Here is a 25,310-nt window from a genome sequence, read left to right as displayed (position 1 = left end):
AAATAATATGAAATTTATTAAAAAAGATTTTTTATGGGGTGGAGCAACCGCTGCCGTGCAATTTGAAGGAGAGTATGACAAAGACGGGAAATCATGTAGCATACTTGAAATGATGCCGTATATGAAATTGGAACAACGAGAAGTCATGTCTTTAAATCATTCTACCTTATCAAAAAAGAATCTTGAAAAATCATTTGAAAATAAAGAAGGTTTACATTATCCAAAACGTATTGGATCAAATCACTATAACAGATATAAAGAAGATATTGATTTATTAGCAGAAGCTAAAATGGATATCTATCGTATGTCAATTTCGTGGGGAAGAATTTATCCAAACGGAGATGAAGCTAAACCGAATGAAAAAGGACTAGAATTCTATCGTAATGTTTTAACTTATTGTAAACAAAAAGGTTTAAAAGTAATGGCCACTTTAAGTCACTACGATACACCTTATACAATTGCTCAAAAACACGGTGGTTGAATGAACAAAGAAGTCATCGATATGTTTATGAAATATGCTAAAACGATGTTTACTGAATTTGGAGACTTGGTTGATTATTGATTACCATTTAATGAAATTAATATGGCTATAATTTTCCCAATGATATCAGCAACATTCCCAGAAGATTATCCTAATGTTAGTTTTGATCAATTAAGATTTCAAACCCTACACAATCAATTAGTTGCGCAAGCAAAAGTTGTCCAATTAGGACATGAAATGTTAAAGAAAAAAAACATGGGATGTATGATTGCAAACATGACTACTTATCCAATTGATTGTAATCCAGTTAACGTTATCGAATGACAAAAATTTGACCAACAAGCTCGTTATTTCTTATTTGATATGGTGGCAAAAGGTGAATATCCAACTTACATGATTAAAATGTTTGAAAAGTTAAAGGTTAAACTTCATACTACCGAAGAAGAAATGAATATTTTAAAAAATAATACAGTTGACTTCTTAACTTTTAGTTATTACATGACAGGGGTTGTAGGGGAAACAACAGCAAACAAAGTTGGTGGAAATTTACTATCAATGGGTAAAAATCCTTTCCTAAAAGCCAACGAATGAGGATGACAAATCGATCCTCAAGGTTTGAGATACACATTAAATGATTTATGAGATCGATACCACTTACCTTTATTTATTTCTGAAAATGGAATTGGTTGAGATGAAAAATTAAACGATCAAAAAACAGTTGAAGATGATTACCGAATTGATTATATGAAAGAACACTTTATTGCCATTAATGATGCAGTCGAAGATGGAGTTAACGTCTTTGGTTATACAATGTGAGGAGTTATAGACTTAGTCTCAAATAGTAGTAATGAAATGTCAAAAAGATATGGAATAATCTACGTTGACTATGATGATTATCACAACGGAACCGGAGATCGTTTCAAGAAAAAATCATTCTATTGATTCAAAAAATTTAAAGAAACATTAGAACTATAAGCCTGATTATCTTATATTATAAAAAATACTTTCTGTGGTAGAAAGTATTTTTTTATTTTTATCTAGCTCAACAAAAAAAAAAAAAAAATGTATCGAGAATAGAATATTTTCAGGAGGATAATCAAAAAAATGGAAAAAATTATCATTTACTCTCCAGTTGATGGAGAGATTAAACCGATAGAAAAAATATCTGATCCAGTTTTTGCTGAAAAAATGCTCGGTGATGGTTTTTATATTGAACCTAAAAATAAAAAAATGTTCAGCCCATTTGTTAAGGGTGAAATTGTCAATATTTTTGACACCAAACATGCAATTCATATAAAAGCTGATCAAGGCCCCACAATTTTAATGCATTTAGGATTAGACACAATTAATTTAGCAGGCCAGCCTTTTGATGTGAAGGTTAACACGGGTCAAGAAGTTAATTTAAAAACTGAATTAGTTGATGTTGATTGAACTGCAATTAAAAAACATAAATTAGCAACTTCTACTCCGATAGTTATTGACCCTAATGACAATCCGGGTTGAACAATTGAAAATGTCAAATATGGATTAGTAAAACAAGGCGAACCAATTGCAACTCTATCCTATACGCAACCAATTATCAAAAAAGAAGTTTATAAAGCCAAACCTATCAATCTTAAAGAAGCATTGAAAAATGGAATCAGGTTTAGTAATCGATATGAAGAACTAGCGAGAAATATTTATGATCTCGTTGGTGGAAAAACTAATTATACTAGATATTATAATTGTGCAACTCGTTTAAGATTCAATATTAAAGATGAAAAACTAGTAAACGTAAATAAAATAAAAAAAATAGATGTTGTAAAAGGCACTAGTTGAAACAAAGGTGAATTCCAAGTCATAATTGGTGGTGAAGTTGAAAAAGTTAAAGATGGTTTAGACAACTATCTAATGCATTTACAAGAAGAGCCAGGTTTTGTTTTAAAAAACCAAAAAGGTCATAAAGAAAAGCAAAATTTTGGTAAGTCGATTATAAATTTAGTTAGAGGTATTGTATTGCCATCAATTCCTATAACGATTGGGGTTGGTATATTAAATGCTCTTGCGGCTGTTTTGCAACAAGCTGGAGCAATTCAAAATGTTTCTCCAAGTGCTCATTTTGGTTCATACACTTTGGCAACACAACTTGTATATCTAATTGCGGGTGGTGCCACACTATTTATGGGAATATTTTTTACGTATAATGGTGTGAAATATTTTGGTGGTAATCCTTTACTTGGGCTTACTATGGGACTAATTTTCACAGCCCCAGTTATATTTAAAGGCAATTTATCTTATGATCCATTAACTGGTGGTATGTCAGCAACTCCTTGAAGTTTACCTATATTAACTTCGAAGATTGATGGCCTTGATTTTGTATGAATGAAAATAGGACCATCACCAGGTTCGCTTCTTACATCTTCTGTCATCGCTTATATAACTGTTCGAGCAGAAAAATTTGCTAAAAGAACATTTCCAGATTGAAGTTTAACTTTGTCAGTTTCTACATTTACTATTTTTATAGCATCAGTTACCGCATTCTTTGTAGTTGGTCCAATTATGTCAGTTGTTGAAGGTATAATAGCATATATATTTTCTTGGGTTAATAAGATTCCTTTCGGACTTTCGGTTGCTGTGTTTGCCTTTTTTTGAGAGATTCTAGTTATTTGAGGGGCACAATTCGCATTGTGAGCTGTTCTTACTCAACCAATGTTAAATGATCCTGATCCTTATATTCAAGGATTAAAAACAATTGATATAATTGTTGGTGGTACAACAGCGGTTTTTGGTCAAGTTGCAGCAGCTATGGGGTTTCTATTCACTACTAAAAATGCAACAATTAGACAAATACTTTATGCAGGTATTCCTATCGGGTTATTTGGAATTCCAGAACCAGAAATTTTTGGAATTAATTTACCAAGAGTTAAACCGTTTTTCTTTGGTTGTGCAGGTGCTGCCATCGCCGGATGGGTTGCTGCTTTAATGGGGGCAAAATTTTATGCCGGTGTTAATACTGGAATGGGAGGAGTTTTGTCACTATTAGCCGCTAATGGTCCGAACGGAGACACTAAATCCTTAATAGCGACCTTGGTTGGATTTATTCTATCATTCGCTATTCCAATATTATTAACTGTCTTCTTTTGTAAAGAAAGACCTAGTGAAAAAGTTGGTGTTTATCAAGCAACTAAATCCTTAAATCGTTTCTTAATAAATAAAAATGTTACTATGGATGCTAACTTACAACAAGAAGTTGATGATTTAAAAACTTTCTACAACAATAAAGAAGTAACAAAAAAAATTAAACTTTTTGAAAATCACATGGCTAAAATCCAAACTTTAGAAAATAAAATTAATATTTTAGAAACTAAAAATTTAGAGCGTAAAGAAACTTTAGCAAAACGTTTTGCTAAAGTTCAAGCAAAATTAGAAGAACAAAAAAACGTTGATCAAATTATGAAAAAATTAGATCAAATTGTAAATAAAATTAACACACCAAAATATGATGCTAAAATTGCCGAGTTAGAAAAAATGTTACAACAAGCACGTGATAATAATGCCCCAATTGAGGCAGAAGTTGAAAGATTAACTCAAGACAACATTTTAAAAGTTAAAAAAATTGGTGATAAAGTACACAAATTAACAAATTCTGAACTAACAGAAAAAATTTCTAATAAATACTATAATGCGATTAATTCGGTTTATATTAATTATGGATTTACTTCTAAAAAAGATGTGAAATTTTCAAAATTAGAAAAACAAGAACTAAAAGCAACAAATACTAAATAACAATTATATTAAAGATAGGGGGAAATAATATGAAATTTATTAAAAAAGATTTTTTATGGGGTGGAGCAACCGCTGCCGTGCAATTTGAAGGAGAGTATGACAAAGACGGGAAATCATGTAGCGTACTTGAAATGATGCCGTATATGAAATTAGAAAAACGAGATGTCATGGCTTTAGGTCATTCTACCTTATCAAAAAAGAATCTTGAAAGATCATTTGAAAATAAAGAAGGTTTGCATTATCCAAAACGTATTGGATCAAATCACTACAACAGATATAAAGAAGATATCGATTTATTAGCAGAAGCTAAAATAGACATCTATCGTATGTCAATCGCATGAGGAAGAATTTATCCAAATGGAGATGAAGCTAAACCCAATGAAAAAGGCTTAGAATTCTATCGCAATGTTTTAACTTATTGTAAACAAAAAGGTTTAAAAGTAATGGCCACTTTAAGTCACTATGATACACCTTATACAATTGCTCAAAAACATGGCGGTTGAATGAACAAAGAAGTCATTGATATGTTTATGAAATATGCTAAAACTATATTTACTGAATTTGGAGACTTGGTTGATTATTGATTACCATTTAATGAAATTAATATGGCTTTAATTTTTCCAATGATATCAGCAACGTTTCCAGAAGATTATCCTAATGTTAGTTTTGATCAATTGAGATTTCAAACCCTACACAATCAATTAGTTGCGCAAGCAAAAGTTGTCCAATTAGGACATGAAATGTTAAAGAAAAAAAACATGGGATGTATGATTGCAAACATGACTACTTATCCAATTGATTGTAATCCAGTTAACGTTATCGAATGACAAAAATTTGACCAACAAGCTCGTTATTTCTTATTTGATATGGTGGCAAAAGGTGAATATCCAACTTACATGATTAAAATGTTTGAAAAGTTAAAGGTTAAACTTCATACTAACGAAGAAGAAATGAATATTTTAAAAAATAATCCAGTTGACTTCTTAACTTTTAGTTATTACATGACAGGGGTTGTAGGGGAAACAACAGCAAACAAAGTTGGTGGTAATTTACTATCAATGGGTAAAAACCCTTTCCTAAAAGCCAACGAATGAGGATGACAAATTGATCCTCAAGGTTTAAGATATACATTAAATGATTTATGAGATCGATACCACTTACCTTTATTTATTTCTGAAAACGGAATTGGTTGAGATGAAAAATTAAACGACCAAAAAACAGTCGAGGATGATTACCGAATTGATTATATGAAAGAACACTTTATTGCCATTAATGATGCAATTGAAGATGGTGTTGATGTCTTTGGTTATACAATGTGAGGAGTTATAGACTTAGTCTCAAACAGTAGTAATGAAATGTCAAAAAGATATGGAATAATCTACGTTGACTATGATGATTATCACAATGGAACTGGGGATCGTTTCAAGAAAAAATCATTCTATTGATTCAAAAAATTTAAAGAAACATTAGAATTATAATTTTCGATATTTCTATATTCTATATTTTTAAAAATACTTTCCAAAATAGAAAGTATTTTTTTAATCCCACTTCTTGTTTCAAAAAAGAAAATAAAAAAATGCCTCCATAATAGAATATTTTTAGGAGGATAATCAAAAGAATGGAAAAAATTGTCATTTACTCTCCAGCTGATGGAGAGATTAAACCGATAGAAAAAATATCTGATCCAGTTTTTGCTGAAAAAATGCTTGGTGATGGTTTTTATATTGATCCTAAAAGTCGAAAATTTTTTAGCCCTTTTGCTAAGGGTGAAATTGTTAATATTTTTGATACTAAACACGCGATTCATATAAAAGCTAATCAAGGACCAACGATTCTGATGCATTTAGGATTAGAAACCGTTTCATTAGAAGGCAAACCTTTTGATATGAAGGTTAAAAATGGTCAAAAGATTGATGCCAAAACCGAAATTGTTGAAGTTAATTGAACTGAAATTAAAAAGCATAAATTATTAACTTCAACACCAATGGTTATTGACGCTAACGACAACCCTGGTTGAACAATTCAAGATATCAAGTATGGATTAGTAAAACAAGGTGAACCAATTGCAACACTGCATTATGAACAACCAAAAATAGATGAGGAAGTTGACAAACCAAAATTAATCAATTTCAAAGAAGCATTGAAAAATGGAATCAGGTTCACTAATCGGTGAGAAGAATTGGCTGGAAAAATTTATGATCAAGTTGGAGGTAAAAATAACTATAGTCGATACTATAATTGTGTTAGTCGTTTGCGTTTTGTTGTTAAAGATAAAGAATTGGTGGATATAGACACACTAAAAAAAATCGATATTGTCAAAGGAATTCATTGAAATAAAAATGAATTGCAAATTATTATTGGTGGAGAAGTCGAAAAAATTAAAGATGGTTTAGATAACTATCTATTTCATGCCCAACAAGCTCAAAATTTTGATTTAAAAAATGTTAAAGCTGAAAAACAAGGTTTGGGTAAATCAATTTTAGCTTTAATCAAAGGTATTATTATGCCGGCCATTCCGGTTATGATTGGGGTCGGATTAATAAATGCTGTTCAAGCCATTTTGCAACAAACAGGAGCAATTCAAAATGTCTCTCCAAGTGCTAATTTTGCTTCTTATACTCTAATAACTCAATTTGTATATTTAATTGCTGGTGGAGCCTTGGTATTTATGGGTATTTACTTTACATATAATGGAGTTAAATATTTTGGTGGCACCCCAATAATCGGAGTTGCTCTTGGGTTGATTTTAACAGCCCCACTTCTTTATAAAGGGAGTTTAGTTTATAACCCATTAACTAATGGTGTTAGTGCATCACCTTGGAGCTTTCCTTTAATTACTTCCAAAATGCAAGGTCTTGATTTTGTTTGGATGAAAATAGGACCATCACCTGGTTCAATCATTACAACCACAATCATTGCATATATAGCTGTTAAAGTAGAAAAATTTGCTAAAAAAAGATTTGCAAATTGAAGTTTAATGTTAACAGTTCCTACATTCACTATTTTGGCAGCTTCTATTTTGGCCTTCTTTGTAGTTGGACCAATTATTTCTGTTTTTGAATCTAGTGTCGGATATATTTTCTCATGGCTTAACAAAGTGCCTTATGGATTTGGAATTGGAATCTTTGCATTCTTATGGGAAATCATAGTTATTTCAGGGGCTCATTGAGCATTAGGGATGATATTGCATATGCCAATGATGAATGATCCCGACCCATATATTCAAGGGTTGAAAACAATCGATTTAAACATTGGTACTCCAATTGGAGTTTTGGGTCAAGTTGGTGCATCTGTTGGTTATTTGATAATCACTAAAAACGCAACTATTAAACAAATACTTTATGCAGGTATTCCTGCAGGAATTTTCGGAGTTCCAGAGCCGCATATGTTCGGGGTCAATTTACCCAAAGTTAGACCTTTCATATTTGGTTGTGTCGGAGCTGGTGCTGGAGGGTTTGTTGCTGGTATAATGGGAGCTAAATATTATGCTGGAATTCAAACCGGAATGGGAGGAGTACTTTCAATTCTGAATGCAAATGGTCCAAATGGTGATACTAAATCACTGATAGCAACATTAGTTGGATGAGCTATTTGTATTGCTGTTCCGATCATATTAGTCATGTTCTTTTGTAAAGAAAGACCTAGCGAAAAATTTGGTGTTTACAAAGCAACAAGATCTTTAGATAATTTTTTAAAAAATCAAAATGTTGTTGTTGATTCTCAATTGCAACAAGAAATTGATGAATTAAAAACTTTTTACAGTAACAAAGAAGTGACTGATAAAATTAAAGTTTTTGAAAAAAACATGGGCAAAATGCAAACATTACAAAGCAAAATTAGTACCTTAGAAGGCAAAGAATTAGAACGCAAAGAAAGTTTAGCAAAACGTTTTTCTAAAAAACAAGCAAATTTAGAAGACACAAAAAACACTGACCAGTTAATGAATAAAATGGAAAATATTGTGGATCAAATTAATGTACCAAAATATGCTTCTAAAATTAAAGAATTAGAAAAATTATTACAACAAGCACGACAAAACAATAACCCAATTGAAGCTGAAGTTGGGAAATTAACTGAAGAAAATAATTTGAAAGCAAAAAAAATTGCAGATAAATTATACAAACTAACAAATTCTAATCTGTCAGAAAAAATTTATAATCAATATTATAATGCAATCAATTCAATTTTTATTAGTTATGGATTTACATCTAAAAAAGATGTTAAATTTTCAAAATTACAAAAACAAGAATTAAGAAAAACAAATAGAAATTAATGAGCAAGAATAAGGGATAAAATATGAAATTTACTAAAAAAGACTTTTTATGAGGTGGGGCAACTGCTGCCAACCAATTTGAAGGAGAATTTAACAAAGATGGGAAATCATGAAGTGTACTTGAAATGATGCCTTATATAAAATTAGAAGAACGAGGAGGCATGCCTCTGAGTAATTCTAAATTGAGCAAAGAGTATCTTGAAAAGTCATTTGAGAATAAAGAAGGATTACATTATCCTAAGCGCATTGCATCAGATCACTATAATAGATATAAAGAAGACATTGATTTATTAGCAGAAGCTAAAATAGATGTTTATCGTATGTCAATTGCATGAGGACGAATTTATCCAAATGGAGATGAATCTAAGCCAAATGAAAAGGGACTAGAATTCTACCGTAATGTTTTAACTTATTGTAAACAAAAAGGCATCAAATTGATGGTTACTTTAAATCACTATGATACACCATATACCATTGCCCAAAAATATGGTGGTTGAATGAACAAAGAAGTCATTAATATGTTCGTAAAATATGCTAAAACTTTATTTACTGAATTTGGAGACATAGTTGATTATTGATTACCATTTAACGAAATTAATGTTTGCTCAATTTTCCCAATGATGTCAGCAACTTTCCCAGAAGATCATCCCAATGTTAGTTTTGATCAATTAAGATTTCAAACTTTACATAATCAATTAGTTGCACAAGCAAAAGTTGTGCAATTAGGTCATGAAATGTTAAAGAAAAAAATCTTTGGATGTATGATTGCAAATATGACTAATTATCCAATGGATTGTAATCCTGTAAATATCATTGAATGACAAAAAGCTGAACAAACGTATCGTTATTTCTACTTTGATATAATTGCCAAAGGTGTCTATCCAACTTACGCGATTAAAATGTTTGAAAAACTAAATGTAAAACTTGATACCAATGAAGAAGAAATGAATATTTTAAAAAATAATACTGTTGATTTCCTATCATTTAGCTATTACAGTTCAGGAATTATAGGCAAAAAAGAAGCAGATCAATCTGGTGGGAATTTAATATCAATGGGTAAAAACCCATTCTTAAAAGAAAATGAATGGGGATGACAAATTGATCCTCAAGGATTGAGATACACATTAAACGATTTGTGAGATCGATACAATTTACCCCTATTCATTTCTGAAAATGGAATTGGTTGAGATGAAAAATTAAATGACAAAAAAACAGTTGATGATGATTATCGAATTGATTACATGAAACAACACTTTATGGCAATTCATGATGCCATTGAAGATGGTGTTAATGTCTTTGGTTATACAATGTGAGGAGTAATCGATCTAGTTTCAACAAGTTCTAATGAAATGTCAAAAAGATATGGAATAATTTACGTTGATTATGATGATTTACATAACGGAACTGGAGATCGTTTCAAGAAAAAATCATTTAATTGATTCAAGAATTTTAAAGAAACTTTAGAACTATAAGTTTATTAATTAATAAAATAAAAACTGCTTAAAAACTTAATTTTAAGCAGTTTTTTGTTTGAGTTTTTTAATATGTCTTGCAAATTTATAATCATCGTTTAAATTTTTTAATATAAAATCTTTATCTAATTGAGTGAGACACAAGTAATAAAAAATAAATCAATGACTATTTTATTAAAGCATAAGACTGATGATTTCGTTTAGATCAATACACCAAATTCAACCTATTCCATTTGTCTGATTAATTTTCCATTTTCAAATCTGGGAAGAAGTTTAACTTTAGTTTTAGCAATAAAAATGTGTTTGTTAAATTTCATCATCTTTCTGCTCTAAATGATTAGAATTAAATAATTTTATAAATTAACAACAAGCAAAAAAGGTGGTAAATGCATGTATTAATTAAGCACTTAAAGCTTTTATGTTCAAAGTCATTGCTGACTGTGTTGATTTGTATCGTTGTCATATTTACCACCTTTTTGCTTGTGGTTAAAGGTTTTAATCGACATCTATGCCAAAGTTTAATGTCTCTTTTATGGTCAAAAACAATGTTAAGTTTTGATTTTTTTTCACTTTTTTGGGTCCAAAAAGATTATTTTAGTCATTTCTGAGATATTATGAGATTGACCTATGTAAATAGATTAATCATCTATTAAAATAGGTTTTAAAAAAGATCCATTTTTAAAAATAGGATTAAGTTCTCTCCTTAATCAAATATTTTTTTTGCGAAATTGAATATTTGATTAGGTCTTAACTTATAAAAAAGGAAATTAAATATATGAAAAAATTATTAAGCTTTTTAGGGACAACAATTTTTGTTGCCTCCTCAGCCTTAACTGTTGTTTCTTGTGTTCACAATAACCAAGAAGATAAAAACAGTAATTTAACACCGCTTCAAGCCGAAATGTTAGATGGGGCTAACTTTATTTCAAGATTAATTATTGGTGGGAGACATGAAAACTTAAATTACAATGTGAATGAAGTTTTATCAATGTATCTAACCCCTCAAGCAACAGCGATGCAAATGCCTGTGGCATATAAATATAATGAACAAAAAATTAATTTAGGAAGTAAAATTTCTAATTATAAAAACCTTTTAGCTCCATGAATAAAAGGTTTTGATGAAGATGGTTATGCTGGAATGTTTGCCAGTTATGTGATGGGAATGTATGATGATAACTTTTATCAAAAAATGTTTAATCCAGGGTCTGATAGCAAAGGGTATTTCGAAGATACCTTTTCTAAAGGTGGTAATGTTGGATACAACAAGAAAAAAGACAATGCAATGGGATATGCTGCTGGTTTAGGTAAAAATGCAAAACTTTCAGCTGATGAAAATAGACGTAATTTAGCATGAGGAATTCAAGACACTGGCGCTTTATCAAATTACTTATTACACAATGGTTTTGATGGAGCATACCCAACAAATACTAATGGTACAGAAGGTCCAAAATCAAGTGCAAATGAAAATAATAAAGGTACCAATGGATCAGGATATGCTTGATATAATTCGATTTTATATGCTGGAAATGCTAGTCAATCAAGAGATTATAAAGATCAGGGTGTTCAAAACAAATTGGATAAAGGATTAATTTTTTTAAAGGCTGATGATAATACTGATTTTAAATCTACGGTTCATGGTTTTAAATTTAACTCGACCGGAGCTTTAATAACTGCGACAGCAGGAAAACTAAATCTTGACGGTAAAATTTCTTTAATGGCATCATTACTTGAAAATTTTTCATCTACAAAATCTGGTGCTTTAAATTTAGCAGAATTTAGTAACTTTTTATTACCTATGATTGTTGATCCAAATTTTCCCCCTATTATTATACCTGGGCTTCCAGGATTTATTCCAGGAACAACATTTCAAACTATGCAAGGTATTACCTTTTCGCTTATCACCAAAATTTGAGAAACCTTTAAAAAACACAGAAATGAGTTTCCTGAAAACACATGGTCTAAAATTGATGCATTAGATAAAGCGCCAGAACCAGTTAATGGGGTTTCTCCAACAAAAGAACTTAATATACAATATTTATTTAATAAACAAGGAAGAGATATAAACAATCCAGGAACTAATGCTAAAGACATTGTTGACATTATAAATTTATTGGATAAAGAATCTAAACTTGATACAACAACAGAAGGCAAAAAAAATTTTTATCAAAAATATTTTGAAGATAGAAAAACAAACAATACTCCATTCGCAACAGTTTATCATAATATCATTAGTAAAATGGTTCCTGGTGATTGAAACTCTGTATTGGAGCAACCTGATGCTGGTATCAATTTATTAAATTATGCTAAAAATATTTATAAAGCTGTTAGTGAAAAACCTTATCAAGATCAATTGTTGGCTGTAATTGAAAAATTTAAAGACAAAAAATATTTTAGAGAATTAAGTTCAAATGAGCAATCTAACTTTTTGGAACTGTTAGGTTATAAAGGCGACAAATATGTTGATGATTCTGTTTTAAAAGGTTTGTATGAAGGAGTTAAAAATGAATCTGTAGTTCCTGGAAAAAAGGAATTTAAAGAATTCTTTAGTAAGTTTGGAAATAGCACTAGTCAAGGGATGGAAAAAGCTCACGAAAACGTTATATCAAACTTATATGATAATAATTTTTGGAATATGACAGAAGTAAAATTCGAATCAACTAGCAATAGTCAAAAGGGTGCAAAAATGCACTATACTTTAAACTACACAGGAAAAGGGGACACTACATCAACTGCGAATCAACAATTTAAAAAAGTTAATGTAGATCAAAATTTCAATCCATACCAAACAATTATTGAACATCAAAAAGATGTTATCAGCGAAACTAATACAGCTCTAATAGATAAATTAGATTTAACTAAAAAATCAGGAAAAGTTCTAGGTGTTGAACAAAACGTTATTGCCGCTAAAGATTTACAGAATTATGATGGATTGGGTAATTACCAAGATTATAAAGATGTTAATCACACATATAAAATTTCCTGAGAAAATATCTCAGACAATCCAAATAACCCATATTGAGTAATAACAACAATCAAAAGTTTTGATCAAAATGGAAAGGAATTCTTTAACATTTATTAGGAGAACAATATAGAAAATGCTTTTATTTAAAAATGGTCTAAAACGACTCTTAAAAGATTATTTGCAATTTTTCATATATTTAATTTTGATTACAATTACAGTTGTTTTAACATCGACGCTCGGAATTGTTTCGGTCAATTTAAAAAATATCAATAATCAAATTAACAGAAATTATGAAAAGCATGATTACTCTTTTAGATACACTTCAAGTGGATATCCAAGTAATGATACGCAAACATTTACGCCATGGTTTTCATTTAACACAGAATTAGTAGGAAACGAAAAGTTAGGGTTTTTTCCAACCCTAACTTTTGGTGACGAAAAAGATTCAGCATTGCTTAAATATAAGTTTGTAACTGGTCCAGTAAATTCATATAAATCTTCAATTTTTGAATATGGTGATAAAAAATATTTTAATTTCCATTTTGGAGACACAGAATCTGATACAACTAAAGATAAACCATTCGCTCCCAAAGATGATGGTCGAGTTTTAAAATTCTCAGAAGCCAAAAAAATCGATGTTGTCAAAAGTGGAAAATTTGGAGATTTTTATAAATTTAACTTTGGTTCAAAATATTTCAAAAATTCTTTAATCGGACAATTGTATGCTAAAAACAATGGTTTTGAAGGTAGTTTAAATCCACAACAAACAAAATCAGCTTTGGATATTTTTGATTATATGTTTGCTTTAAATAACTCTTCACTAACTTACTCAATTAAACAAGAATTGGTCAAAGTTTATGAAAAAAATATAGGCAACAATCCTAGTCAAGCAGTTGAAGATTATATTAATAATCCAAAAAATGATAAAGAAACAGTTGGGCGAATTGGACAAATTATCAAAGCAACAGATTCCGATGGAAAAGATATAGAAAAATATGAGTTTGTTGAAGATGTTAATCTTTATAAAGAAATTTTTGATCCAATTTCTGATGCTAGTGAGTATAATTTATATAAAAATTATGCAAGTTTTAACATTAAAAAACATGATGCTACAACTATTTTAAAAACAGGTTTATATGTGAATGGATACCATATAAATGATAATCCATTAACTCAAAGAAAATGATTTGAAAGTTATTTTAATTTATTGAGTGATCTAAGTAATTTTAAAATTAGAACAACAAATGAAGCTGTTATGTGAGATGCGAATGGACATAAATTCAGGTATATTTCTTCATTCTACAATCACAAACTAGAAGATTCTGACAAATTTAATGTCACTTTCTATAATGAAGATCTTTATTCATTTTTCAAAAAAAATGATAGTCCCGATCTTTTTACAGAAAATAGTTTTATGGTTTCAAATGGATATGCTGAATTCAACAAGTTAAAACTTGGTCAAGTATATAATATTTTTCCAGGATCAATGGGATCTAATGCTCAATATCGTTTAGATGCAACCGGAGCTGATAGCTTAAACATTTATCCGATTATTTATGAAGACGATATTTTAACTAATCAAGAAAATGAAGCCATTTATTATATTAGTAGTAGCACATTTTCTAAAATGTTTAATGGTGGAGTTGATCCTGGTAAATTTCAAGATGTAAGTCGAGCATATTTAATTCATAATTCTGGTAGTCCTCATGATTTAATCAATGATAAAAAGGTTTTCTCAACATATTTAGCAGATAATGTCATGAAATTAAAAGAAGTTGCAACTGCCTTAAATAATCATCAATTAAATGATGAATTAACAACAACTAAAATTCAAGAATATGCCAAAACACCACTATTGAATTTTAGAAGTACACTATTTCCATCAACACTTCAAAAATTTGTGTTAATTTCAATCATTTTTACTGTCATCTTTATTGCTGCATTATGTTTTGTGATTTATACAATCTTTAAAAAAGTTATTAATACAGAACGAGGTCAAATCGGGAATCTAAAAGCTTTAGGAGTTTCTAATTTTAAAATTTTAGTTAATTATATTTCCTATATGTTAATTCCAGTCATTTTTGTCACCTTAATTGGTTGGGGAATTAGTTTAGCACTTCAACCAATCTTTATGACGACATTTGAACGATATTTTAATATCCCAAGCGTCTTTAATATTGATTGAAAAGTGTTATTAATCGAATTATTTGCTTTAGCTGTGATTGTCATTGGAATGGTTTTCATGACTACTTATTTTGTGATTAAACAATCACCAATTATCTTGCTATCCCCAGCTAAAAGCATGCGGCCAAATCTCTTTTTAAAGAAAGTCTTTTCTAAAATTCCGGTTGTTAGATTTAATTCAAAATTAAAATTAGTAATTTTAGCCAGTTCTTGAAAAGATTTATTAGTCTTTTTCTCAGTCTTATTTATTGCCAGTTTAGTAATCTTTTTTGCCGCTTCGATTCCATCGATTTTGAATTCCATGACCAATGAATTTTATCGAAATATTCACTATAATAATAACTATTCTTACATCAATACACTCTCAAATAATCCTTTAACAAGATACTCATTTTATGCTCATGAAAATGATCCTAAAAATAGTAATCTCGAAGCTTCAATTTTTAATGTTTATATTCCTAAAAAAGAAAAAGCAAACGAATATGTTGGTTTTGTAGATCAAAAGGATTTAGAGTATTGAAAAAAAGATAATGGAGAAGAATATCGAAATGTTTTTGAATCAATTCTTTTCAAAAACTTCTTAACCTTTAAAGGTGGGTTAATCTCTGTTGGTGTGATGGATCAAGTTTTAGATTATGCAAGCAAAATCAATGAAGAAAGTCGTAGTATTGTAGAAAAAAAATTCAACCAATTAACTAGTAAAATTTTCCCAATGTTGTTAGGACAAAAACCGATTGATGATGAGAAAAAAGGTTATGAAGAAAATATTAAATATATGTCCAATAACCTACTTCCTTCAGCGACAAAAGAACTATGAGATAAAGACCCAAAAGAAATTAAAAACTTTAGTTTTAACTTTTCTTCAATTCCCGTCAATCCAAATGAAGATGAATTATTTACCAAAATTGAAGGAACAATTGATAATGCTGATGATACAAAAATCATTGGTTTTGGAGTTAATACAGAGCATCCAAATCCTAAACTGCAACTAAACAATCGATCAATCATTGCCCATAATGAAACATTGGATTATATCCCAATCACAATTAGTAAAAAATTAGCTTTACAAAATTTAAAAGTTGGTGATTCATTTAATCTAAATATGAATATACAAAAACTTGCCTTTTCAAATCAAAAAAGTGAAATTGAAGTAATTGAACCTGGGGCATGAAAATATGATTTAGGTGGTAAAGATAATGTTGTTGATTTATATGATATTGATTTAACTAAAATGACATACGATAATGATCCATCAACTTCAAATAATTTTTATTATTATGATTACTTGTCTAAGAGGTATGAACCTTATTACAACTTAAAAAATGTCTTTTTAGATTTAGATAAAAATAAATTCAATCAAGAATTATTTAAAACAGTAAATGAGCAATATCAAGAATATGCAAATAAAAAGACTTACAAACAAAAAACTAACAGAATTTACCCATTTGATATTCTTAAATATGAAGATGGGCAAGCAATTGAAATCGGTCAAGACCTATTACTTTCAGGAACTAATAATTGAATGAATATTGCTTTACAAAATAATTTATTCACTAATAAATTAGTTAAACAAGGTTCATCGAAAAAATTAAAAGTTGTCGCGATTGAAGATTTATATGATGGGGATAAAATTTATTTAGATCAAAAATATGCCAATGAATTACTTGGAATTTCAGAAGCAATTGATCAGACTCAAACGTTGGCTGATGGTCAGCATGTAAATGTTTGAAGTAATGCTAAAATGAGTAGTAACCCCATGATCTCTGACCAATTGCAAAAACTAATTTTGCAATCAATTAATGGTAATAACGCCACAGCTGGAATTGTCAAATATTTCAAAACCGGAATTGGTTTCACAGAATATGTTGATATGAATAAAATGGCGATGCAAAATTTAATTTCAGCCGCCCTTGTTTTTGCCACAATTATTATTCCAATCTTTATTGTGACTGGGGTGATTACCATTTATTTAATTACTGATATTTTTATCAGAAGATATAAGAACTTTATGAATTATATGCGTATTCAAGGTTATACAATGCGCGAATTTCACTCATTAATGCTCTGAATTTTTACCCCAGTGGCTGTTCTGGCAACGAGTTTAGGAATGCTGACAATGTGATTGTTTATTAAATATACAATTCCAATGGCTTTGGTGAAAATTAAAATTGCCTTGCCACTAATTGTGAATCCGTGGTTATTTGTCGGTGTTGCTCTTGTTTGTCTGTTAATCTTTATTGTTGCTTACATTGTGATTATGCAAGGTGTGAAAAAAATAAAATTAAATACACTTCTGGGCAATTCATAAACTTTAATGATTTTTAGGTCTAAGAAAAGGATAACTGATATACAAAAAACAATTTAGAGTTATAATAGTTTAGTAATTATTTTATGAGAGGATAAAGAAAATATGTCAAAAATAACAAGTATTAAAGCCCGTGAAGTTTTAGATTCACGTGGATTCCCAACTGTTCAAGTTGAAGTGACAACTGAATTTGGTGGATTTGGATCAGCAATGGTTCCATCTGGGGCCTCAACTGGTTCAAGAGAAGCTTTAGAATTAAGAGATGGAGATAAAAAAAGATTTAATGGTAAAGGTGTTTTAAAAGCTGTTGCTAATGTCAATGATAAAATTGCTCCCAAAATTATTGGAATGGAAGTGACAGATCAAATTAAAGTTGATATGACGATGATTGCTCTTGATGGTGATGATTTTAAGAAAAACTTAGGAGCAAATGCCATTTTAGGAGTTTCACTTGCGACAGCTAAAGCTGCTGCAAGTGAATTGGAAATGCCATTGTATCGTTATATTGGAGGAGTAAATGCTCGTCGTTTACCAGTTCCAATGTTAAACGTGATTAACGGTGGAGAACATGCTGATTCTGCTTTAGATTTCCAAGAATTTATGATTATGCCAGTTGGAGCGTCTAACTTTAGAGAAGCATTAAGATGAGCAAGTGAAACTTTCCAAGCTCTAAAATCACTTTTACATGCAAAAGGGGATGTAACTGCAGTTGGAGACGAAGGTGGATTTGCCCCAAACTTTAACTGAGCTTACAAAGACCAAAAAATGGAAACTTTCCAACAACATTCACCAGCTGAAGTTGCTTTAGATTTATTAGTTGAAGCGATTGCAAAAGCTGGATATAAAACTGGAAAAGACGGAATCATGATTGCCATGGATACTGCTAGTTCAGAATTATACTTAGAAGATAAAAAATACCACTTCAAAAAAATTGAAGCTTTAACTGGTAAAACATGAGCCTTAACAACTGATGAAATGAATGCTTATTTAAACAAATTAGTTGATAAATACCCAATTGTTTCAATTGAAGACGGTCTTGCTGAATCTGATTGAGATGGATTTGCTAAACAAGTTAAGTTAATGGGAGATAAAATCCAAATTGTCGGAGATGATCTATATGTGACTAACCCAAAAATTACAGCTGAAGGAATTGCTAAAAACACATCAAATTCAGTTTTAATTAAATTAAACCAAATTGGAACATTAACAGAAACTATTGAAACCATTCAAATGGCCCAAAAAGCTGGTTGAACTGCTGTAACTTCACACCGTTCTGGTGAAACTGAAGATACAACCATTGCTGATTTAGCAGTTGCTTTAAACACAGGACAAATCAAAACTGGTTCAATGTCACGTTCTGATAGAATCGCTAAATACAACCGTTTATTAGAAATTAATGACGAGTTAGGTGAAGCTGCAATTTATGATGGATACAAAACTTTCTATAATATGAAAGCCACAAAATAAGCCAAGCTTTGAACTAATCTTGAAGTTTATCAAAATTTAAAGATAAAAAACCGTACGATAACGGTTTTTTATTTTAAAATATTAGATATGAATAAAATATTTTTAAAACACATCCCCGTGATGGTCATCTTAACTTCTTTAATTACCATTTTTCTTGTGGGAACTTTTTTTGACAAACAATTTTCTGAATTGTTTGTCAGAGATGGTTATGAAAAAAACTTTTTTGGTGTTTTTGTCGATATTTTTGGAGTTCCAACTTTTACAATCCCTCTAATGGTTGTTGTAACAGTGTTATATAATTGATTTTTATTTAGCAAAATCAAACCAAAAACACGTGATCGAATTCAACGTTGAAAATTAATTACCTTTTGATTAATTGTTTTTATTGCTTTAACTTTAATGACTTCAATTCCCGTGATGCGAAGTTATAATCCAAATTATTATTTATTAATTTGAGTCTTTTCAACGTTAATTTATTGAACCCTTTTTGGCTATATTTTTTGATTTTTTAATAAAAAAGATCAACGTCAAAAATTTATCAATCAAGAATATAATCTACAAACACTTTTGGTGATGGCCATCTTTTGTGTTGGAGTTTATTTCACAGTTTTCATCTTAAAAATTATTTTCAACAGACCACGACCTGAAGCTACATTATTATCAAATTCTGTTCAAGAATATCAAGCATGATGAAACATTTCTTATCAAAATTTTTCTTTGAAAAATGAATCATTTCCATCTGGTCATGTTGGGATTAGTATGTCTTTGCTTTCAATTTTATTTTTATTTAAAAATAAAAATTGAAAATGATGAACATTAACGACAGTGATTAGTTTAGTAATTTTATTAATTGCTTTTGGGAGAATTATTTTCTTGAAACATTTCATCACTGATGTAACAATGTCAATGATTCTTGGGGTTTTATTTTATGCAGGTGCTGCCAGAATGTTAAAAAAGAATTGATTAAAAAAATGGGAGGTAACAAAGCATGGATAGAAAAATTTTAGGATTAGACGTCGGAAGCAAAACAATTGGTTTAGCCACAAGCAATGGTCAAATTGCTAGTCCATATAAAACCATTCGCTTTGAAGAATATAATTTTGATGAAGGTTTAGAGCAATTAAGTCAAGAAATCGAACAATATCACCCTGATGTGATTGTTGTTGGATATCCACGAAATATGGATGGGAGTATTGGATCGCGAGCTGAGATGGTTGATTACTTTATTGAAGGAATTTTAGCATATAATCCATCATTCCAAGAAAATCAAATTGTACGCATTGATGAGCGTAGAACCACAAAAATGGCCAAAAATATCATGATTGATGCCGGAATTAGTCGAGAAAAACAAAAAAAATCTAAAGACGGACTTGCAGCCCAATTGATTTTAGAGTTATACTTACAAATAAACAACAAATAAGAAGGAGCCAAATGCAACACCCATTAGTTAAAAAAATCTTACATACAAGAGAAGAAATTTCCCTTCGTTCTCAAGCGATGGCTTTAGATGTTGATGCTTATTACAAGCAGCAAAAAGTTCAAGATAACACCGTTTTAGTGGTCGGGATTTTAAAAGGATGTGTCCCTTTTATGTCTGAATTATTAAATCATGTAAAATCTGAATGTGAAATCGATTATATGGTCATGTCTTCATATAAAGGTGGGGTCAAAGCTAATGCTAATCCTGAAATTGTGTTAGATATTAGTACTAATTTAAAAGGTCGTCACGTTTTACTTGTTGAAGATATTATTGATTCAGGTTTAACTTTAGATTTTGTGAAAAAAGATTTTTATCATCGTGGGGCTGCTGATGTAAAAATCATTACAATGATTGATAAACCAGCCAACCGTCAAGCCAAAATTACAGCTGATTGATTCGGTTTTGAAGTCGAAGATGAATTCTTAATCGGATTTGGTCTAGATTATGAAGAAAGATTAAGAAACTTACCATATGTTGCAATTTGTGACACTTCAAAACTTAAAACTTGAAAATGATAACTCTCTAAACTTCAAAAACTTTTATGAGTTTTTGAAGTTTTTTTATTTCAGAAAAAGCTTGGTAAATAAATTATTCTTTTTTGCCCTTTTTAATTGAAATTTGGTTTGACTAAATTACAATTAAAAAGCAATTCTGGGAGAGGAAACGAAAGAAATGACAAAGCAAAAGAAAAATGCTTTAAAAACTAAAAAACAAAGTAAGAATGAACAAATGGTGATTGATGAAAATGATCACATCAATTTTGATTTAATCTTGCTGCGAAGAATGATGTAATTTAATGATTAAAGATTGGATTAATCATCAAGAACAGTTTTAAGTGTTTTTGCATTTTTTTAAGTTTGTTTTTAAAAGATTTTTGATGAATATGAATTTATTCATGGAAAAAATCTTTTAAAAACGATTTTTTAATTTATTCTCGAAAATATTGTGGTAACATTTTCAAAGGTTAAAATCGGAGGAAAAAAAGTGAGCGATATTATTGAGAAAAAACACAAACCCAGTTTAAATTTTATGGGTTATAAAAACGTTATTAGAGATATGAAAGAATTATCCAAAGGGTTTAAAATGCTTCTACTAGTCGGTGGAATTGTCTTAATCTTTTTTGGATTTTTTTCAATCGATGTTTACAAAGAAGAGGCAGGTTTCATCGTTCCTGACAATTTAAAGTATATGGTGGGCTCGCATTTTGCCCCATTTAAACAATATATTAATGCATTTCTTCATGGTTCACCGCTTGGGGAAGCAGGAACCACAATTGCTCTGGCATCAACCATTCTTTATTCAATTAATGGTTTTGCAGCTTTTACAGGCTTGTTTGCTGTGGCGATGATTGTTAGTGGAAAAACATCACAATTCTTTTGAGGGTTAATTAATGCAATTCTCTTTGCTTCATTTGCTTTAGTCGCTGGAAACATTGGTGATTTTCTAGGTCAATCAATGTTAGTACTGGGAGCACCACTAGGTTGATACTTATTCAATTTTGTTTATAAAGAAGGACACGCTAGAACAATTCGAGATCTTGATAAATGATGATTAAGATTAGCTTGTGTGCTGGGAGCATTGGTAGTGATTGTCGGATTATGTTTTGGATGATATTACCTGATTCCTGCTGCTTATGAAGGAATATTTAAATTAGAATATACAATTCCCGACACTCAACATTTCTTTGATGGAGTGGCGAATGGAATTGCCATGTTTGGATATTTCATGCAATTAGGATTCATTTCAGAACAGTTTTGAATTTGAGAATTTATTAATATCTTTAAAATTTTAATGTACAGTCCAGTTGGAATGGGTGATCAATATGTAATTACAATTATTATTCAATACATAGTTTGAACAGCCTTATCTGGATATGGTTTATACAAATTACAACTAATTCCAATTTATGAAATGTTAAAAGCGAAAAGAAAAATTCAATCAACTTAATTTCTAAAAACCAACAAAACGAATCAGTTTTGTTGGTTTTTTTGTTTTCTGAAACATCTTAAACATCAAAAAAGTTGAAAATAAGAATTATCAAATATTCTATGTAATACTATAAATGTAGACAAAAAATCCGAAAAATATTGATCTTACATTTTAAAAATTCAACAAATAGGAGAAATTTTAATGACAAATACTATTCAATCAAAACAAAAAACCAACATTAATTTTATGGGTTACCAAAACGTGATTAAAGATATTAAGGAATTATCCAAAGGCTTTAAAATTCTTTTACTAGTTGGGGGAATTGTTTTAATTTTCTTCGGATTTTTTTCGATTGAAGTCTTTACAGATCCAGAAAATCAGCTTCCAACACATTTAAAATACATGGTTGGTTCACATTTTTCTCCCTTCAAACAATATGCAGAATCTTTTATTAACGGTTCACCAATTGGGCGTCATGGTGCTGGCATTGCATTAGCTTCATCAATTCTCTATTCAATTAATGGAATCGCTGCATTTTCTGGATTGCTGGCTGTAGCAATGGTTGTGGGTGGTAAAACATCACAATGATTTTGGGGCATTATCAATGGAATTTTATATGGTACTTTTGCGATTGTTGCGGGATACATTGGTGATTTTTTAGGGCAAATAATGATTGTTATTGGAGCAGTGATTGGATGATGCTTGTTTACTTTTGTTTATAAAGAAGAAAAATTCAGAAGCTTAAAAGATCTGAGACAATGATGATTAAAAATAGTTTGTTTAGTTCTTGGATTGGGGATTATGATCGGATTTTGTTTTGGCTGGTATTACATGATTCCCGTGGCTTATGAAGGTATGTTTGGTTTAGAATACACCAAGGTTGTGACTTCAACCCAACACTTTTTTGATGGAGTTTCAAATGGGGTAAATATGTTTGCATATTTTATGCAAATTGCCTTTATCACGGAACAATGGTGAATTTGAGAACTGACAAATATTTTTAAAATTTTAATGTATAGTCCGGTTGGATTGAATGAAAACTATGTGATCACAATGATGATTCAATATGTCGTTTGAACAATTATTTCTGGTTATGGTTTATATAAATTAGAAATCGCTCCTTTGTATCAAAAAATAATCACTAAAATAAAAGTACAAAAACAACACAAAAAATAGTCATATTTTAAACACAAAATAAACTTTTTAGAGAGAACCAAAGTGGATTCTGAAAAAACCTACTGATAAAATATTTTTTTACTTAAATAATAGAATTATAATTATAAGGGGATAAAAACATGGAAAACCAAAAACAAGAAAAAAAATGTTGTCAAAGAAAATACTGCTTAGTCAGAGTTATTCGAGAATGAAAAGCAAAAAGAAAAGAAGCTAAAAATAAATAATCAAAAAGATAGACAATTGCGATTGTCTATCTTTTTGTTCTATTGAATCATCGCAGCGTATTTGGTTCATGTTCCTTTGATTCAACGATAAGCATAAATAAATGAACGTGATATTGGATCAAGAACGACGGCAATATAAATTAAGATTAATCCAACCCCTTCATATGTTTTAAATCCATAAACAATGGTGAATGGTAAAGCAACCATCCCAATTCCCATGGTCACAATTGAAACTAATAATGGATACCATAAATCCCCAACTGCCCAACATGCTCTAAGTAAGGTCATATTGACTGTGTCAAAAATTAATTTAAAAGCAACAATTCCCATTAATGTATAACCTCATGGAAAAATTTGAGCATTGTCATGATTGAAAAGTAGCAACAATGGATAGGCTAAAGAAATTGTAAAAATCCCAAATCCAAATGAAGCATACATCGCTGTTTTTCAACAATTAATTCCAGCCTCATATGCCCCTTGAATGTTGTCTTCACCAATCTTTCTTGAAACCATGACCGCAGTTACTGTTCCCATTGCTTGCATGAAAGCAAATGAAAATTGATTGATTGAATTGATTGAACGATGTAAGACAATTCAAGTACTGGTTCCGGTTTCACCAGCTCCATCTGGAACTAAGTGAGCAATCACTGTTCCAGTGGCAAAATTACATAAACTTCAAACTCCCATTTCCAAAGCAATTGGGAGTCCAACTTTGATTGTTTCTTTGACAAGTTTTAAGTTAATTTGATGCCCTTTATTGATTTTATAATCAATAAATTTGATGTTCATAATCACCATGTAAATGAGTTGAAAAACCCCAGCCACAACAATGGATAAAGCTGATCAAAGTGGATTGAGATCAAAAACAAATAATACAAAAACCACAAAGATTAAATCAACAATATTACTGGCAACTGCCCCAATTGTGACATGAATATTTTTTTTAATTGCTTGTAAACCAGAAATAAACACTTGGCAAAATGCTAAAACTAATAATTGAAGATTTAATAAACGATAATAATTACGAATAAAGTCTTGGGGCATTTCCCCATTTGGCAACATTGTTGTTGCTTGTGAAGAATTCATTAAATATAAAATATTGTCAGAAAAAATTTCAACCAAAACAAAAATTACACTCGTGATTAAGAAATTAATAATGATTCCAGTGACCATCACCTTACTGATTTCGTTATTGCGCCCTTGACCAATCAAATTACCACAAACGACCAAACTCCCACTAGCAATTAGGGTTGGGACAAATTGCAGGGTTGTATAGGTTAAAACGGCCTTAGAAACGGAATCTGAATAAATTCCACCTTGATAATAATTAATCGCGACAATATTAATTTGTGTAATGATCACGTTAAAAGCTAATTGGACAAAAATCGGAATTGCCATTTGTAAAATATCTTTTCAATTTTCAATTTTTCAATAAGGATTTTTAATCCGTTCAAAACTTTGTAATGCTCTTTTTTCGCCTTTATTTATCAATTTTAGATCCTACCTTTAAAATATATACTCTCATAATTTGCCATCGATATAAACCTTGATTTTGAATTACTATCAAATAATTTTAAAATTGATAAATAAAA

14 protein-coding genes are annotated in these 25,310 nt (G+C 30.0%); 13 read left to right on the top strand and 1 reads right to left on the bottom strand.

What is annotated here, in order from left to right; all coding sequences use genetic code 4:
- Nucleotides 1-7 precede the first annotated feature (7 nt).
- The 13 genes from ELUMI_RS04285 (at nt 8) to pnuC (ELUMI_RS04225) (ending at nt 23,494) form a co-directional block, all read left to right on the top strand.
- On the top strand, nt 8-1,456 hold the full coding sequence (locus tag ELUMI_RS04285; RefSeq protein WP_100618558.1) for a glycoside hydrolase family 1 protein: 1,449 nt from the start codon (nt 8-10) through the stop codon (nt 1,454-1,456).
- A gap of 129 nt (nt 1,457-1,585) precedes the next feature.
- Nucleotides 1,586-4,246, top strand: coding sequence for a glucose PTS transporter subunit IIA (locus tag ELUMI_RS04280; RefSeq protein ID WP_100618557.1), 2,661 nt, complete (start codon nt 1,586-1,588; stop codon nt 4,244-4,246).
- Nucleotides 4,247-4,275: 29 nt separating this feature from the next.
- Nucleotides 4,276-5,724, top strand: coding sequence for a glycoside hydrolase family 1 protein (locus tag ELUMI_RS04275; protein WP_100618556.1), 1,449 nt, complete (start codon nt 4,276-4,278; stop codon nt 5,722-5,724).
- Between the two features lie 140 nt (nt 5,725-5,864).
- Nucleotides 5,865-8,519 carry a glucose PTS transporter subunit IIA gene (locus tag ELUMI_RS04270; RefSeq protein WP_025734769.1) on the top strand — a complete coding sequence of 885 codons (2,655 nt, stop codon included), beginning with the start codon at nt 5,865-5,867 and terminating at the stop codon, nt 8,517-8,519.
- A 23-nt stretch (nt 8,520-8,542) separates the two neighbouring features.
- On the top strand, nt 8,543-9,991 hold the full coding sequence (locus ELUMI_RS04265) for a glycoside hydrolase family 1 protein (protein ID WP_025734768.1): 1,449 nt from the start codon (nt 8,543-8,545) through the stop codon (nt 9,989-9,991).
- A 775-nt stretch (nt 9,992-10,766) separates the two neighbouring features.
- Nucleotides 10,767-13,070, top strand: coding sequence for a lipoprotein (locus ELUMI_RS04260; RefSeq protein WP_025734767.1), 2,304 nt, complete (start codon nt 10,767-10,769; stop codon nt 13,068-13,070).
- 16 nt (nt 13,071-13,086) lie between these two features.
- A complete protein-coding gene (locus tag ELUMI_RS04255) occupies nt 13,087-17,445 on the top strand; it encodes an ABC transporter permease (protein WP_025734766.1) in 4,359 nt (1,452 codons plus the stop codon).
- 102 nt (nt 17,446-17,547) lie between these two features.
- Nucleotides 17,548-18,909: a phosphopyruvate hydratase gene (gene eno / locus ELUMI_RS04250; RefSeq protein ID WP_025734765.1), complete on the top strand. Its 1,362-nt coding sequence runs from the start codon at nt 17,548-17,550 to the stop codon at nt 18,907-18,909.
- Nucleotides 18,910-18,996: 87 nt separating this feature from the next.
- On the top strand, nt 18,997-19,905 hold the full coding sequence (locus ELUMI_RS04245; RefSeq protein ID WP_035019105.1) for a phosphatase PAP2 family protein: 909 nt from the start codon (nt 18,997-18,999) through the stop codon (nt 19,903-19,905).
- Nucleotides 19,898-20,329, top strand: a complete 432-nt coding sequence (ruvX, locus tag ELUMI_RS04240) for a Holliday junction resolvase RuvX (protein ID WP_025734763.1) — start codon at nt 19,898-19,900, stop codon at nt 20,327-20,329. Before ELUMI_RS04245 ends, ruvX begins: the two co-directional genes overlap by 8 nt.
- 11 nt (nt 20,330-20,340) lie before the next feature.
- On the top strand, nt 20,341-20,907 hold the full coding sequence (hpt, locus tag ELUMI_RS04235) for a hypoxanthine phosphoribosyltransferase (RefSeq protein ID WP_025734762.1): 567 nt from the start codon (nt 20,341-20,343) through the stop codon (nt 20,905-20,907).
- Between the two features lie 466 nt (nt 20,908-21,373).
- On the top strand, nt 21,374-22,336 hold the full coding sequence (gene pnuC, locus ELUMI_RS04230) for a nicotinamide riboside transporter PnuC (protein ID WP_025734761.1): 963 nt from the start codon (nt 21,374-21,376) through the stop codon (nt 22,334-22,336).
- 183 nt (nt 22,337-22,519) lie between these two features.
- A complete protein-coding gene (gene pnuC, locus ELUMI_RS04225) occupies nt 22,520-23,494 on the top strand; it encodes a nicotinamide riboside transporter PnuC (RefSeq protein ID WP_025734760.1) in 975 nt (324 codons plus the stop codon).
- A 263-nt stretch (nt 23,495-23,757) separates the two neighbouring features.
- On the opposite strand, the gene ELUMI_RS04220 is transcribed toward pnuC (ELUMI_RS04225), so the two are convergent.
- Nucleotides 23,758-25,209: an MATE family efflux transporter gene (locus ELUMI_RS04220; RefSeq protein WP_025734759.1), complete on the bottom strand. Its 1,452-nt coding sequence runs from the start codon at nt 25,207-25,209 to the stop codon at nt 23,758-23,760.
- Nucleotides 25,210-25,310 lie beyond the last annotated feature (101 nt).

This window comes from Williamsoniiplasma luminosum, assembly GCF_002803985.1.
In the GTDB taxonomy this organism is placed as follows: Bacteria; Bacillota_I; Bacilli_A; order Mycoplasmatales; family Mycoplasmataceae; genus Williamsoniiplasma; species Williamsoniiplasma luminosum.
This window is presented reverse-complemented; position numbering and strand designations above follow the sequence as displayed.